The 13969-nt window shown below is 68.7% G+C and carries 12 protein-coding genes; 11 read left to right on the plus strand and 1 reads right to left on the minus strand.

The features are described from left to right. Positions 1 to 455 precede the first annotated feature (455 nt). The 8 genes from ACFONC_RS06785 to ACFONC_RS06820 all read left to right on the plus strand — a co-directional run bounded on the left by ACFONC_RS06785 (position 456) and on the right by ACFONC_RS06820 (position 8073). Positions 456 to 1559: a Glu/Leu/Phe/Val dehydrogenase dimerization domain-containing protein gene (locus tag ACFONC_RS06785; protein WP_386742949.1), complete on the plus strand. Its 1104-nt coding sequence runs from the start codon at positions 456 to 458 to the stop codon at positions 1557 to 1559. A gap of 81 nt (positions 1560 to 1640) precedes the next feature. Beyond that, the gene (locus ACFONC_RS06790; RefSeq protein ID WP_386742950.1) at positions 1641 to 2798 is read left to right on the plus strand and encodes an isovaleryl-CoA dehydrogenase; all 1158 of its coding nucleotides are present in this window, start codon (positions 1641 to 1643) and stop codon (positions 2796 to 2798) included. A 263-nt stretch (positions 2799 to 3061) separates the two neighbouring features. After that, the gene (locus tag ACFONC_RS06795; RefSeq protein ID WP_386742951.1) at positions 3062 to 4237 is read left to right on the plus strand and encodes a thiolase family protein; all 1176 of its coding nucleotides are present in this window, start codon (positions 3062 to 3064) and stop codon (positions 4235 to 4237) included. Positions 4238 to 4364: 127 nt separating this feature from the next. Next, complete coding sequence (locus ACFONC_RS06800; protein ID WP_386742952.1) at positions 4365 to 4706, plus strand: hypothetical protein; 342 nt, start codon at positions 4365 to 4367, stop codon at positions 4704 to 4706. Between the two features lie 137 nt (positions 4707 to 4843). Then, positions 4844 to 5260, plus strand: coding sequence for a hypothetical protein (locus ACFONC_RS06805; protein WP_386742953.1), 417 nt, complete (start codon positions 4844 to 4846; stop codon positions 5258 to 5260). 120 nt (positions 5261 to 5380) lie between these two features. Then, positions 5381 to 6988, plus strand: coding sequence for a carboxyl transferase domain-containing protein (locus ACFONC_RS06810; protein WP_386742954.1), 1608 nt, complete (start codon positions 5381 to 5383; stop codon positions 6986 to 6988). Positions 6989 to 7159: 171 nt separating this feature from the next. Then, positions 7160 to 7705, plus strand: coding sequence for a bactofilin family protein (locus ACFONC_RS06815; protein ID WP_386742955.1), 546 nt, complete (start codon positions 7160 to 7162; stop codon positions 7703 to 7705). Then, complete coding sequence (locus ACFONC_RS06820) at positions 7702 to 8073, plus strand: hypothetical protein (protein ID WP_386742956.1); 372 nt, start codon at positions 7702 to 7704, stop codon at positions 8071 to 8073. The genes ACFONC_RS06815 and ACFONC_RS06820 overlap by 4 nt, the downstream gene beginning before the upstream one ends. 522 nt (positions 8074 to 8595) lie before the next feature. Here ACFONC_RS06820 and ACFONC_RS06825 read toward each other — a convergent pair. Beyond that, positions 8596 to 10527 (minus strand): FTR1 family protein, encoded by a 1932-nt coding sequence (locus ACFONC_RS06825; RefSeq protein WP_386742957.1) that lies wholly within the window; start codon positions 10525 to 10527, stop codon positions 8596 to 8598. Positions 10528 to 10656: 129 nt separating this feature from the next. Between ACFONC_RS06825 and ACFONC_RS06830 the strand changes: the two genes are divergently transcribed. The 3 genes from ACFONC_RS06830 (at position 10657) to ACFONC_RS06840 (ending at position 13965) form a co-directional block, all read left to right on the plus strand. Continuing rightward, positions 10657 to 11445, plus strand: a complete 789-nt coding sequence (locus ACFONC_RS06830) for an enoyl-CoA hydratase-related protein (protein WP_386742958.1) — start codon at positions 10657 to 10659, stop codon at positions 11443 to 11445. Between the two features lie 95 nt (positions 11446 to 11540). After that, positions 11541 to 11930 carry an endonuclease domain-containing protein gene (locus ACFONC_RS06835; RefSeq protein WP_386742959.1) on the plus strand — a complete coding sequence of 130 codons (390 nt, stop codon included), beginning with the start codon at positions 11541 to 11543 and terminating at the stop codon, positions 11928 to 11930. A 28-nt stretch (positions 11931 to 11958) separates the two neighbouring features. Further along, the gene (locus ACFONC_RS06840) at positions 11959 to 13965 is read left to right on the plus strand and encodes an acetyl/propionyl/methylcrotonyl-CoA carboxylase subunit alpha (protein WP_386742960.1); all 2007 of its coding nucleotides are present in this window, start codon (positions 11959 to 11961) and stop codon (positions 13963 to 13965) included. The last annotated feature ends 4 nt before the right edge of the window (positions 13966 to 13969 follow it).

Below are 13969 nucleotides of genomic sequence, written 5' to 3' on the forward strand. Positions count from 1 at the left end.
TCGGGATTCGGGATTCGGGATTCGGGATTCGGGATTCGGGATTCGGGATTCGGGATTCGGGATTCGGGATTCGGGATTCGGGAAATGCTCTTGCCTTTGCCCCCTTTGATAAAGGGGGTATGGGGGATTTGCTTCGGGTCTGCTCTCCAATCCCCAATTCCGAACCTCCGCCATCAAAAGGGTCTTGACCCGCCAACCGCCTCGAGGCGTCTTGTGCGAGGGGCGGCGGGTCAAGACCCGCCCTACGGCGCCCCCATTCAGCTTCCCGCGGCGGCGAGGCGCCCGCGGCCGCCATACCGGCTCGGACGGGCTTTTGCCGCCGGGGACGCGTAGAATGCCGCGCCGCCGGAGAGGCTCCCGCCCGTCCGACCGCTGCCCGCAGCGCACCCTACTCAATATCCCTACATTGCCGGCGTCCCGCGCAAGCGGTCCGCGCCATGCAACGGAGTTTGTCGATGATTTTCGAACACCTGGACACCTTCGGCCACGAACAGGTCGTCTTCTGCCACAACAAGGACGCGGGCCTGAAGGCCATCATCGCGATCCACAACACCGTGCTGGGCCCGGCGCTGGGCGGCACCCGCATGTGGCCGTACAAGTCCGAGGCCGAGGCGCTCAACGACGTGCTGCGCCTGTCGCGCGGCATGACCTACAAGAACGCGGTCGCGGGCCTGGACATCGGCGGCGGCAAGGCGGTGATCATCGGCGACCCGTCGACCGACAAGTCCGAGGCGCTGTTCCGCGCGTTCGGCCAGTTCGTGCAGTCGCTGGGCGGCCGCTACATCACCGCCGAGGACGTGGGCATCGACGTCAACGACATGGAACTGGTCTACCGCGAGACCGAGTTCGTCACCGGCGTGCACCAGGTGCACGGTGGCTCGGGCGACCCGTCGCCGTTCACCGCCTACGGCGCGCTCCAGGGCCTGATGGCCACGCTCAACCGGAAGTTCGGCGACGAGGAAGTCGGCAAGTACACCTACGCCGTGCAGGGCCTGGGCCACGTGGGCATGGAGTACGTGAAGCTGCTCAAGGAGCGCGGCGCCAAGATCTTCGTCACCGACATCAACAAGACCCTGGTCGACAAGGCCGTCAACGAATACGGCGCCGAGGCCGTGGGCACCGACGAGATCTACGACGTCAACGCCGACGTGTATTCGCCCTGCGCGCTGGGCGGCACGCTCAACGAGCAGACGCTGCCGCGCTTCAAGTTCAAGGTCATCTGCGGCCCGGCCAACAACCAGATGGCCAGCAACGAGATCGGCGACGAGCTGGAAAAGCGCGGCATCCTCTACGCGCCCGACTACGCGGTCAACGCCGGCGGCGTGATGAACGTGGCGCTGGAGATCACCGGCTACAACCGCGAGCGCGCGATGCGCCAGATGCGCACGATCTACCACAACCTGGCGCGCATCTACGAGATCGCCGAACGCGACGGCATCCCGACCTACCGGGCGGCCGACCGCATGGCCGAGGAGCGCATCATGGTGATGGGCAAGCTCAAGCTTCCGCTGGGCCGCACCACCCCGCGTTTCCAGGGCCGCATCCGCGGCGGCGCGTAAACTGCGTCGTAACGCGTGATGGACGACGGGGCCTGCGCGCCCCGTTGTCTTTTCAGGAACAGTAAGAACCAAGGAGCTTGCATGCGCCCTTTCCCGCTGGGTGAAGACATCGACGCGCTGCGCGAGGCCGTGCGCCGGTTCGCGGACGCCGAGATCGCACCGCGCGCCGAAGCCATCGACCACGACAACGCCTTCCCGCAGGACCTTTGGCCGAAGCTCGGCGAGATGGGCCTGCTGGGGATGACGGTGCCCGCGGAGTTCGGTGGCAGTGAAATGGGCTACCTCGCCCACCTGGTGGCGATGGAGGAAATCTCGCGGGCATCGGGCTCGGTGGGACTGAGCTACGGCGCGCACTCGAACCTGTGCGTCAACAATCTTTATGCCAACGGCAACGACGCGCAGCGCGCGAAGTACCTGCCCAAGCTGTGCAGCGGCGAGTGGAAGGGCGCGCTGGCGATGAGCGAGCCGGGCGCGGGTTCGGACGTGGTCGGCTCGATGTCGTGCCGTGCCGAACTGCGCGGCGACACGTGGGTGGCCAACGGCAACAAGATGTGGATCACCAACGGCCCCGAGGCCGACGTGCTGGTGGTCTACATGCGCACCGCCGGCAAGGAGGCGGGCAGCAAGTGCATGACCGCCTTCATCGTCGAGAAGGGGATGAAAGGTTTCACCACCGCACAGAAGCTCGACAAGCTCGGCATGCGCGGCTCGAACACCTGCGAGCTGGTGTTCGAGGATTGCGAGATCCCGGCGGAAAACGTGCTGGGCGAAGCGAACCACGGCGTGCGCGTGCTGATGTCCGGCCTCAACACCGAGCGCCTGGTGCTCAGCGGCGGCCCGCTGGGCCTGATGCAGGCCGCGCTCGACGCCGCCCTGCCCTACGTGCGCGAGCGCAGGCAGTTCGACCGCGCGATCGGCACCTTCGGCCTGATGCAGGGCAAGATCGCCGACATGTACACCGCGCTGCAGTCCAGCCGCGCGTTTGCCTACCAGGTCGCACGCGACTACGACGCCGGGCACAAGTCGCGCATCGACGCCGCCAGCTGCCTGCTGCACGCCTCCGAGGCGGCGGTGCAGGTGGCGCTGGAGGGCATCCAGGCACTGGGCGGCAACGGTTATATCAATGAATACCCGACCGGCCGGATCCTGCGCGACGCCAAGCTCTATGCCATCGGCGCCGGCACCAACGAGATCCGCCGCATGCTGATCGGACGGGAGCTGTTCGAAGGCAACAGCTGACGGGGAGCCCGGGGGCCCGGATTCATGTAGGAGCGGCGGAAGCCGCGACCGCGTTCCGGCTGCAGGAAGAGCTCGCGGCTCCCGCCGCTCCTACGAAGCCTGCGCGGAGCATTGAACCGCCAGGCCGTGGCCGATGCCCCCGCCCGCCATGCTTGAGCGAGCCTTTGCGCCCCCGCAGCCGCGGTTTGCCGCAGCGCAGCATCCGGCAGCATAATCGGGGGATCCCGGCCCCGGCGGCCGGCCCGCAGAACGGAGCCCTCCCCATGTCCGACATCGTCATCGTCGGTGCCAAGCGCACCGCCATCGGTTCTTTCCTCGGCCAGTTCACCGGCGTCCCGACGCCGGCGCTCGGCGCCACCGCCATCGAAGGCGCACTTGCGCATGCCAACCTCGCCGCCGACCAGGTCGACGAGGTGATCATGGGTTGCGTGCTGCCCGCCGGCCTCGGCCAGGCGCCGGCCCGCCAGGCATCGCGCGCCGCGGGCATTCCCGACGCAGCCGGCGCCACCACCATCAACAAGGTGTGCGGCTCGGGCATGAAGGCGATCATGTTCGGCCACGACCTGATCAAGGCCGGCTCGGCCAGTGTCGTGGTCGCCGGCGGCATGGAATCGATGACCAACGCGCCGCACCTGCTCAACGGTTCGCGCACCGGCATCAAGTACGGCAGCACCGAAATGCTCGACCACATGGCCTGGGACGGCCTGACCAACCCCGACGACGGCAAGGCGATGGGCGTGTTCGGCGACGCGGCCTGCGCCAAGTACGGCTTCGGCCGCGAGGATGTCGACGCCTATTCCACCGAAAGCGCCAACCGCGCCAAGAAAACCATCGCCGATGGCATCTTCAAGGACGAGATCGTCCCGGTGACGATCAAGACCCGCAAGGGCGACGTGGTCGTCGATACCGACGAACAGCCCGGCCGGATCGACACCGCCAAGATCCCGACCCTGCGCCCGGCGTTCGGCAAGGACGGCGTGCTCACCGCCGCGTCCTCGTCGTCGATCTCCGACGGCGCCGCCGCCACCGTGCTGATGTCGGCCGAGGAAGCCGGCAAGCGCGGGTTGCAGCCGATCGCGCGGATCGTCGCCCACGCCACCCATTCGCAGGCGCCCGAGTGGTTCACCACGGCGCCGGTGAAAGCGATTTCCAACGTACTCGACAAGGCGGGCTGGAAAATCGACGAGGTGGACCTGTTCGAAGTCAACGAAGCCTTCGCCTGCGTCGCCATGGCGCCGATGAAGGACCTGGGCATTCCCCACGACCGGCTGAACGTCCACGGCGGCGCATGCGCCCTGGGCCACCCGATCGGTGCCAGCGGCGCGCGCCTGGTGGTCACCCTGTTGAATGCCCTGAAGGCCCGTGGCGGCAAGCGCGGGGTGGCTTCCCTGTGCATCGGCGGCGGCGAAGCAACCGCAATCGCCGTCGAGATGGCGTGAATGTTTTAATGGGTTCTTTACAAAAAAAATCGTTCAAACGCTTGACAGTGGAAACGGGCTTGTCATCATGTTGGCGGGCGCGCTACCGCGCGTTGCCGACCATTTTTTAACGACGAGGAAGATTGACATGACGATCAACAAGGCGCTGCTCGCCCTGGCCATGGGTTTCGCCCTGGCCGCATGCAGCAACCAACAGCAGGCCGATAACTCGGCTGCCGATGCCGCCGACGCCGCTGCCGCCGCGCAGACCGCCGCCGACGAAGCTTCCGCTGCCGGCAGCATGACCGCCGACGTTGCGCAGGACGCCGCCGACACGGCCGCCGACGCCGCCGCCGCCGCCAGCGACTCCGCTGCCGACGCCGCCGGTGCCGTGACCGACGAAGCCGCCGACGCTGCCGCCGACGCCGCCGACGCGGCCGCCGACGCTGCCGACCAGGCCAAGGACGCCGCGGAAGAAGCCCAGCAGTAATCGGCTTCCGAACGACGTGCAGTAACAAGGGAAAAGTCGCTGGTTCGCCAGCGACTTTTTCCGTCAAGGGGGAGCGTTATCGCATTGCGCGCGCTTCCGATCGCTGGAAACGGAAACCTTAGGGAGTACACGCACTCATGAAGACCCAGATTGTCGTCCTGCTGGCCGCCAGCGTCCTGGCACTGTCCGCATGCAAGAACGAAACCCCGACCGCGCAGCAGGAAGCCGCCGAAGCGCAGTCGGCCATGGAGCAGGCTGGCGACTCCGCCGCCAACGCGATGTCCGACGCCGGTGACGCGATCGCCGAAGGCGCCGACGCCGCCGCGGCAGCAACGGGCGAAGCCTATTCCGAAGCCGCCGACGCAACCCAGGCCGCCGCTGCTGACGCCGCCGCCGCGACCGATGCCGCCGCGACCGATGCGGCTGCCGCCACCAGCGACGCCGCCGACAAGGCCGAGCAGGCCGTCACCGACGCCACGCAGTCCGCCAAGGATGCGGTGCGCGATGCCGCCAACGACGCCAAGGCTGCCGCCGAAGAAGCCGCGAACGACTGAATCCGGCGCACAAGGCAACACCACACGGGACCCGCTTCGGCGGGTCTTCGTGTTTCCGGAGCCCGGCGCGGGCGGGGCTGCGGTTATCCTTTGGCATTCCCTGCCCTGCCCCGGTCCGCCATGCCCGTCCTTCGTTCCGACCTGGATACACGCGAGCAATCGTTCGCCGACAACGTCGCCTACCACGAGGAGCTGTCGCGCGAACTCGACCGGCGCCTCGCGCGCGCGGCCGAAGGCGGCGGCGAGAAGGCGCGCGCAAAGCACGTCGCACGCGGCAAGCTGCCGGTACGCGACCGGATCACCGCCCTGCTCGACCCGGGTTCGCCGTTCCTCGAAATCGCGCCGCTCGCCGCCGAGGAGATGTACGACGATGCCGCGCCCGCCGCAGGCATGGTCTGCGGCATCGGCCGGGTGCTCGGGCAGGAGGTCGTGGTGGTCGCCAACGACGCCACGGTCAAGGGCGGCACCTACTTCCCGATGACGGTGAAGAAGCACCTGCGCGCGCAGGAGATCGCGCGCGAGAACCACCTGCCCTGCGTGTACCTGGTCGATTCGGGCGGCGCGTTCCTGCCGCTGCAGGACGAGGTGTTCCCGGACAGGGAGCACTTCGGCCGCATCTTCTACAACCAGGCGCGGATGAGCGCGGAGAACATCCCGCAACTGGCGGTGGTGATGGGCAGCTGCACCGCGGGCGGCGCATACGTTCCGGCGATGAGCGACGAATCGGTGATCGTCAAGGAACAGGGCACGATCTTCCTCGGCGGCCCGCCGCTGGTGAAGGCGGCCACCGGCGAAGTCGTCGACGCCGAGGCGCTCGGTGGCGCCGACGTGCACACGTCCGTGTCCGGCGTGGCCGACCACTTCGCGCAGGACGACCGCCACGCGCTGGAAATCGCGCGCAACCTGGTCGGCAACCTCAACCGCCGCAAGGCGGTGCAGCTGGCGGTGCGCGAGGCGCGCGAGCCGCTGTACCCGGCGCGCGAACTGTACGGCATCGTGCCGAAGGACACGCGGCGTCCGTTCGATGTACGGGAGGTGATCGCGCGCGTGGTCGACGGCAGCGAGTTCGACGAGTTCAAGGCGCGCTACGGCAAGACCCTGGTCACCGGCTTCGCCCACCTGCACGGCTACCCGGTTGGCATCGTGGCCAACAACGGCATCCTGTTTTCCGAGAGCGCGCTCAAGGGCGCGCACTTCATCGAGCTGTGCAACCAGCGCGGCATCCCGCTGGTGTTCCTGCAGAACATCACCGGCTTCATGGTCGGCCGCAAGTACGAGAACGCCGGCATCGCCAAGGACGGGGCGAAGATGGTCACCGCGGTGGCCTGTTCGTCGGTGCCGAAGTTCACCGTGGTGATCGGCGGCAGCTTCGGCGCCGGCAACTACGCGATGTGCGGGCGCGCCTACGGCGCACGCTTCCTGTGGATGTGGCCCAACGCGCGCATCAGCGTGATGGGCGGCGAGCAGGCCGCCGGCGTGCTGGCCACCGTGCGCCGCGACGGCATCGAGGCCCGCGGCGGCGACTGGTCCGCGGAAGAGGAAGAAGCCTTCAAGGCCCCGATCCGCGAACAGTACGAGCACCAGGGCAGCCCGTGGTACGCCACCGCCCGGCTGTGGGACGACGGCATCATCGACCCGGCCGATACCCGCCGCGTGCTCGGGCTGGGGATCTCGGCCTCGCTGAACGCCCCGGTCGAACCGGCCCGGTTCGGGGTGTTCCGGATGTGACCGGCCGAGCGACACCGGCTTGTCACTTGTTCGTGCAAGACCTGCCAATCGCGCTGCAAACCCTTGGCGGAAGGCGGATTTGGTGAGCCGCGTCACAGCCATGTGAAGGGTTCCGCGTGCTAGTCTCGCCGTTCCCCCCAGCCGTTCAGTCCTGTCCGAGGAAGTTGCTCCATGGCCATTTTCAACCAGCAAAGCCCCGCCAAGAAAGACGTGCCGTCGTTCGCCAACGATGCCGCGCCGAATCCCCCGGCGGCCCCGACCCCGATCCGCGAGGCCCCGGCCGCCGCCGATTTCAGCCCGACCCAGGCCGCGCCGCCGCGCGCCGCGGCGGAAGCCCCGGCCAAGGAATCGCTGATCGCCGCCGACCTGACCATCGAAGGCAAGATCGAAGGCGCCGGCCACGTCCGCATCGCCGGCAAGTTCAAGGGTGACGTCAACGTGCAGGGCGACCTGACCATCGAGAAGGGCGCCAAGCTCAGCGGCGGCGTCAAGGCCAAGAAGGTGATGGTGGCCGGCGAGCTGGACGGCAACATCGAATCGGCCTCGCGCGTGGAGCTGCTCGAATCGGGCGCGCTCAGCGGCGACATCAAGGCCGGCACGCTCACCGTCGCCGCAGGTTCGCGCATCCGCGGCCACGTCGAATGCGGTTGGGGTGACAAGGACGCACCGAAGTCCAACGGCAAGTCCGACAAGGCGGAACGCGAACTCGCTTCGTGAGCAACGCCCGCCCGGGCACGGCAGGTGCCACGCGCACCTGCCCGCACTGCAAGACGACGATCCTCGAAAGCTCGAGCGTCTGTCCGTCGTGCAGGCATTACCTGCGCTTCGATTCTCCGGACGCGCAGCCGTCGAAGACCATCACCCCGCTCAACGTCGAAGGCAAGATCCGCCATCCGTCCGAAGGCGGCGCCTGGGAATACTCGGTGGTGCTGACCATCCGTGACGACGAAGGCAACGAGATCGCCCACCAGGTAGTCGGCGTCGGCGCGATGCATCCGGGCGAGGAGCGCACCTTCAGCCTCGCCGTGGAAGTGATGCCGACCAACGACATGCGCCGGCCCGGCAAGCGCGGCCTGAAGCACTGACGGGCCGCCAGTCTGGAGCACGAAAGAAAGGGCGCCCCGGCGTCCTTTTTCTTGTGCCGAGACAAGAACAGGCAACCAAGCAGGGTTGCCATTGCTTGCCGTTGCCGTTGCCGTTGCCGTTGCCGTTGCCGTTGCCGTTGCCGTTGCCGTTGATCTTGATCTTCGGGGCCCCTCCGTAGCGGCGGTGGCGGCGGATCAGACCCAAAGGGCGCCGCACATGGATGTGCGGGATTTTCCGCGGGGGCAGGATGCCCCCTCGGAAAATCCCGCCGGCTCCGCGGACCCGGCGCGTAGCGTCGGGCGCGAAGGCGGGGTGTGTTTCTTTGCGCCAGGTTTCTTTGCACAAGCAAAGAAAGGTGGCTCGCGCCGTCACGGCGCGAAAGCTTTTGATCTAAAGCTCTTGATTCGATGTCGACCAAACAGCAGGCGGGTCAAGACCCGCCCTACGACGAATCCGCGGCTGTAACGCGAAAAGCACGTCGGGGGCGTAACCCCGACCTACGGCCCGGAAGGCGAGCACCCTCAGCGCGCAGTCACCGCCGCGCGCGCGTTCCGGGTGTTCCAGACGAAGCCGATCACCAGCACCGCCAGCACCGCCAGCTGCACCGTGATGCCCTGGACGGTCGGATGGATGCCCAGCAGGTCGATCCGCGGCCCGTCGAACATCGCCATCGGCACCCAGCCGGCTTCCTGCAGCGCCGCGATACCCTTGCCGGCCAGCACCACCGCCAGCACAGCGACCAGCGCCGCGCTGACGGCGAAGAACGCCCCGAACGGCATCCTGCGGCTGTAGCGCAGCATCAGCCACGCGATCACCGCCAGCGCGGCCACCGCGGCGGCCGCACCGGCCAGGATCGCGCCGTGGTGGCCCTGGCTCCACAGCGCGGCGTAGAACAGCACCGTCTCGAAAGCCTCGCGGTACACCACCACGAAGGCGAGCAGGAACAGGAACCACATCGACCCGCGCGAGAGCGCGTGCGAGAGCTTGTCGCGGATGTAGCGCTGCCAGGCATTGGCCTGGCTCTTGCCGTGCATCCAGATACCGACCGACACCAGCACCGCGGCGGCGAACAGCGCGGCGAAGCCCTCGGTCAGCTCGCGGCTCGCGCCGCTGATGTCGATCAGGTAGGTGGCGGCGAGCCACGTGGCCCCGCCAGCGACCAGCGCCCCGATCCAGCCGCCGTGCACGTACGGCATGGCCTCGGTGCGTCCGGCCTTGCGCAGGAACGCCATCATCGCGATGACGATCAGCAGCGCCTCGAGTCCTTCGCGAAGCAGGATGACGAGGGCACCGACGAAGGCAGTGGTGGCGCCGGCGCTGGCGTTGTCGCTGATCGTGGCCTCGGCACGGTCGAGCAGCGCTTCGGCCGTCTTCGCACGTGCCTGCACTTCGGCCGCGTCGGCGCCGTTGCCGATGGCGGCGCGCACGCTGGCCATCGCGGTTTCCAGTTCCCGCAGCAGCGCCGTGTCGCGCGTGCCGATCAGCGGCTCGGCCGGCTCCACGCCGTCCAGGTAGGCGGACAGCACCTTGTCGCGGGCCAGGCCGGCGTCGCCGTCGCCGTAGGCCGCGACGCCTTCGCGCAGGCGGGTGCGGGCGAGCGCAAGTGCGCCACCGCCCTGGTCGGCCTGGGCAATCTCCATCGCAGACTGTGGCTGGCGGCGCAGGTAGGCGCTGAGGTCATCCGCGGCCGCCTGGTCCAGGCCGCCGAGGCCCGCGGGCCGGACCTGTACGAGCGCGGTCAGGTCGGGAATCGCGGCCCGCACCTCGGCGTTGTCGCGCCAGAGCCCCTCGCCGCGCGCGACGCCGTCTTTCGGGAACGCGAACTGGCCGACGTAGAACGCCAGCGCCCAGCGCTGCTCCTCCGGCAGGTGCGCGTAGCTGACCATCGTGGTGCCTTCCAGGCCCTGGTCGATGACCTGCTGGAGCGCGAACACGCTGCGCTGGCGCGCGCGCTCGGGATCGGTGAAGTCGATCGGCGGCGGGTCCATGCCGGCGCTGATCGGGCCGTCGCCGGCGCCGGTGGCGCCATGGCAGCTTGCGCAGTTCTGCTGGTACAGCGCGGCCGCGGCGGACAGGTCCGGCACGTGGTCAGGGCCGCGCGGCACCGGATACGCCTCCAGCAGCGCCTCGGCCAGCGCGCGTGCCTGGCGCTCGACCTCCGTCGGGGAGGCCTTGGCGGCGATCGCGTCCTGCAGGGCGCCGGCCTGCGCGTCCAGCGCCGGGGCCGAAGGGTGCGCCGGCAGCTGCGCCAGCCCTTCGCGCACGGTCGCCGAGAACTCGGTCATCTCGCCGTACTCGAGTTCGCTGACCACCTTGCCGTCGCTGACCGCCGCCGGGTAGTCCACCGCGATGTAGTCCAGCAGCCGCCACAGGGTTTGCGCCTGGGGGTTGGCGAAAGCGGCGCCGGCCACGGCGAGCAGCAACAGCATGGACAGCAGGCGGAACGTGCGCATGGACGCAACCCGGAATGAGGACCGGCGCATTCTACAGGGAACGAGAATGAATCGCATTTGGCCTCCACCCCACGGGCCCGCCTCGCCGGCGGCGCTTATCATGTCGATCCACGCCCAGGGAGCGCACGAGTGACAGATGCACTGCTGACCGAGCGCGACGGCGCGGTGGCGCGCCTGCGCCTGCACCGCCCGGACCTGCACAACGCCTTCGACGCCGCCCTGATCGCGGCGCTGATCGGTGAACTGGAGCGGCTGGCCAACGACGACGGCGTGCGCGTGGTCGTGCTCGAGGGCGCCGGCGCCTCGTTCTCGGCCGGCGCCGACCTCAACTGGATGCGCGGCATGGCCGCCGCCAGCGAAGCCGAGAACCGCGACGACTCCCTCGCCCTCGCCCGCCTGATGCGCGTGCTGGACGAGTTGCCCAAGCCCACGATCGCCCGCGTCCACGGAGCGGCCTTCGGCGGCGGCGTCGGGCTGGTGGCCTGCTGCGACATCGCCATCGGCGCCGAGGGCGCGAAGTTCGGCCTGACCGAGAGCAAGCTCGGATTGCTGCCGGCGGTGATCTCGCCCTACGTGATCGCCGCGATCGGCGCGCGCCAGGCGCGGCGCTGGTTCGCCACGGCGGAAGTGTTCGATGCCGCGCAGGCGCAGCGGATCGGGCTGCTGCACGAAGTCGTGGCTGCCGACGCGCTGGATTCGGCAGTCGAGCGCCAGGTCGGCCTGCTGCTCAAGGCCGGGCCGGTGGCCTCGGCGCAGGCGAAGGCGCTGGTGCGCGACATCGCCGGGCGCCGCGACCGGGATGCCATCGATGCGGACAACGCCGCACTGATCGCACGGCTGCGGGTGTCGCCGGAAGGGCAGGAAGGCCTGTCGGCGTTCCTGGACAAGCGCGCAGCGGCATGGACGGAGACGAAGTAACCAGGCAGCCGGTCAAGCCCTCCCCTTCAAGGGGAGGGTTGGGTGGGGATGGTGTCCCGACCGATGATTCGAACCAGTGGACAAGGAGCGTCCCGATGCAAGGCCAGACAAACAGGAAGATCCTGCGTGGAAAACTCCAACGCAAGCTCCGCAACGCCCCGACCGATGCAGAAGCCCTGCTTTGGTGGCAGTTGCGTGGCAGGCAACTGGCGGGATGCAAATTCAGGCGACAGCATCCGTTCCTCGACTTCATCCTTGATTTCGCCTGTCTTGAACGAAATCTCGTCGTTGAGCTGGATGGTAGCCAACACGCCGATTCAACAACATACGACGCGCGTCGGACAGCTGTGCTGGAAAACAGTGGGTTCATTGTCCTGCGCTTCTGGAACAATGACGTCTTCGACAACATGGATGGCGTGCTGGACGTGATCCTGCGAACACTGCGGGCGCGCGCAAAACCATCCCCACCCAAACCCTCCCCTTGAAGGGGAGGGCTTCAGAGCAAAGACAGGCATGTTCAACAAGATCCTCATCGCCAACCGCGGCGAAATCGCCTGCCGGGTCATCCGCACCGCGCGTCGCCTCGGCATCGCCACCGTCGCGGTGTACTCGGAAGCCGACGCCAATGCGCAGCACGTGCGCCTGGCCGACGAGGCCTGGCCGATCGGCGGGCCGCGGCCGCAGGACAGCTATCTGCGCGGCGACGCGATCCTGGAAGCCGCCAAACAATCCGGCGCGCAGGCGATCCATCCCGGCTACGGCTTCCTCAGCGAGAACGCGGACTTCGCCGATGCGGTCAAGGCGGCCGGGCTGGCCTTCATCGGGCCGTCCGGAGACTCGATGCGCAGGATGGGCAGCAAGGCCGGCGCCAAGGACCTGATGGCCGCAGCCGGCGTGCCCGTGGTGCCCGGCTACACCGGCGAAGACCAGTCGCCCGACCTGCTCGCCCGCGAGGCGGAGCGCATCGGCTTCCCGCTGATGATCAAGGCCGCGCACGGCGGCGGTGGCAAGGGCATGCGCATCGTGCGCAGCGCCGGGGAGTTCCTGCCCAACCTCGAAAGCTGCCAGCGCGAGGCGAAAAGCGCATTCGGCCGCGACCGCGTGCTGCTCGAACGCTACATCGAATCCCCGCGCCACATCGAGATCCAGGTCTTCGGCGACAGCCACGGCAATGCCATCCACCTGGGCGAACGCGAGTGCTCGGCGCAGCGCCGCTACCAGAAGGTGCTGGAGGAATCGCCCTCGCCCTTCGTCACGCCGGAGCTGCGCGCGGCGATGGGCGCCGCCGCGGTGCAGGCCGCGCATGCGATCGACTACGCCAATGCGGGCACGGTGGAGTTCATCGTCGCGCCGTCGGGCGAGTTCTTCTTCATGGAGATCAACACCCGGCTGCAGGTGGAACACCCGGTCACCGAATGCGTGACCGGCCTGGACCTGGTCGAATGGCAGCTGCGCATCGCCGCCGGCCAGCCGCTGCCACTGGCGCAGGACGACATCGCGCGCAACGGCCACGCCATCGAGGTACGGCTGTACGCGGAGGACCCCGACGCGGGCTTCCTGCCCGGCTCGGGCCGGCTCGAACGCCTGCGGCTGCCGCCGCCTTCGGCGCACGTGCGCATCGACTCGGGCGTGGTCGAGGGCGACACGGTGACGATCTTCTACGACCCGATGATCGCCAAGCTGATCGTGTGGGACGAAGACCGCCCACGCGCCCTCGCCCGACTGCGCGAGGCGCTGGCGCAGTGCTCGATCGAAGGACCGAAGTCCAACATCGCCTTCCTTGAGCGCCTGGTGCGGCATCCGGCCATCGTCGAAGCCAGCATCGACACCGGCTACCTCGACCGCCACCTCGACGACTTCATCGGCAGCGGCGACGACGCCGGCCCGATCGCCGCCGCGGCCGCCGTCGCCCTGCTGCAGGAAGAGGCCGCCACGCGCGACGCCACCGCGCGCAGCGGCGACCCGTCTTCGCCCTGGGGCATCGCCGACGGCTGGCGCCTGGGCCACGCCGGACAGCGCCGGCTGGTACTGCGCCGGGCCGACACCCGCCACGACATCACCGCGCACGGCGCCGGTGGCGAGTACCGCATCGAGCACGACGGCAACGCCACGGTGGTGGCCGGCGCCCGCCTGGCAGGCCCGCATCTGGCCGAAACCGGCCTCAGCGCCCGTTTCGACGAACGGGGCTGGCGTTTCCGCATCGATGCCGATGCGCGCCGGATTTTGTTGCACGACGGTGAACGGCGCTGGCGCTACGAGCGCGTGCCGGCCTACCAGGCCGAACATGCGGGCGCGGACGGCAGCGGCGACCAGCTGGTCGCGCCAATGCCGGGCCGCATCGTGCTGGTCCGCGTGGCCGGTGGCGACAGCGTGGAACAGGGGCAGGAATTGCTGGTGATGGAAGCGATGAAGATGGAGCTTTCCCTGAAGGCCCCGCGCGACGGCGTGGTCGCGCAGGTGCGCGCGGCGGAAGGCGAGTTCGTCGACGCAGACGCCAGCCTGGTCACGCTGGAAACCTGAGCAT

Source organism: Luteimonas soli, from assembly GCF_042648865.1.
Taxonomy (GTDB): Bacteria; Pseudomonadota; Gammaproteobacteria; order Xanthomonadales; family Xanthomonadaceae; genus Luteimonas; species Luteimonas soli.

Excerpts from the sequence above, each read along its gene's own strand:
- ACFONC_RS06785 (WP_386742949.1), top strand. The coding sequence starts at position 456 with ATGATTTTCGAACACCTGGACACCTTCGGCCACGAACAGGTCGTCTTC.
- ACFONC_RS06790 (WP_386742950.1), top strand. The coding sequence starts at position 1,641 with ATGCGCCCTTTCCCGCTGGGTGAAGACATCGACGCGCTGCGCGAGGCC.
- ACFONC_RS06795 (WP_386742951.1), top strand. The coding sequence starts at position 3,062 with ATGTCCGACATCGTCATCGTCGGTGCCAAGCGCACCGCCATCGGTTCT.
- ACFONC_RS06800 (WP_386742952.1), top strand. The coding sequence starts at position 4,365 with ATGACGATCAACAAGGCGCTGCTCGCCCTGGCCATGGGTTTCGCCCTG.
- ACFONC_RS06805 (WP_386742953.1), top strand. The coding sequence starts at position 4,844 with ATGAAGACCCAGATTGTCGTCCTGCTGGCCGCCAGCGTCCTGGCACTG.
- ACFONC_RS06810 (WP_386742954.1), top strand. The coding sequence starts at position 5,381 with ATGCCCGTCCTTCGTTCCGACCTGGATACACGCGAGCAATCGTTCGCC.
- ACFONC_RS06815 (WP_386742955.1), top strand. The coding sequence starts at position 7,160 with ATGGCCATTTTCAACCAGCAAAGCCCCGCCAAGAAAGACGTGCCGTCG.
- ACFONC_RS06825 (WP_386742957.1), bottom strand. The coding sequence starts at position 10,527 with ATGCGCACGTTCCGCCTGCTGTCCATGCTGTTGCTGCTCGCCGTGGCC.
- ACFONC_RS06835 (WP_386742959.1), top strand. The coding sequence starts at position 11,541 with ATGCAAGGCCAGACAAACAGGAAGATCCTGCGTGGAAAACTCCAACGC.
- ACFONC_RS06840 (WP_386742960.1), top strand. The coding sequence starts at position 11,959 with ATGTTCAACAAGATCCTCATCGCCAACCGCGGCGAAATCGCCTGCCGG.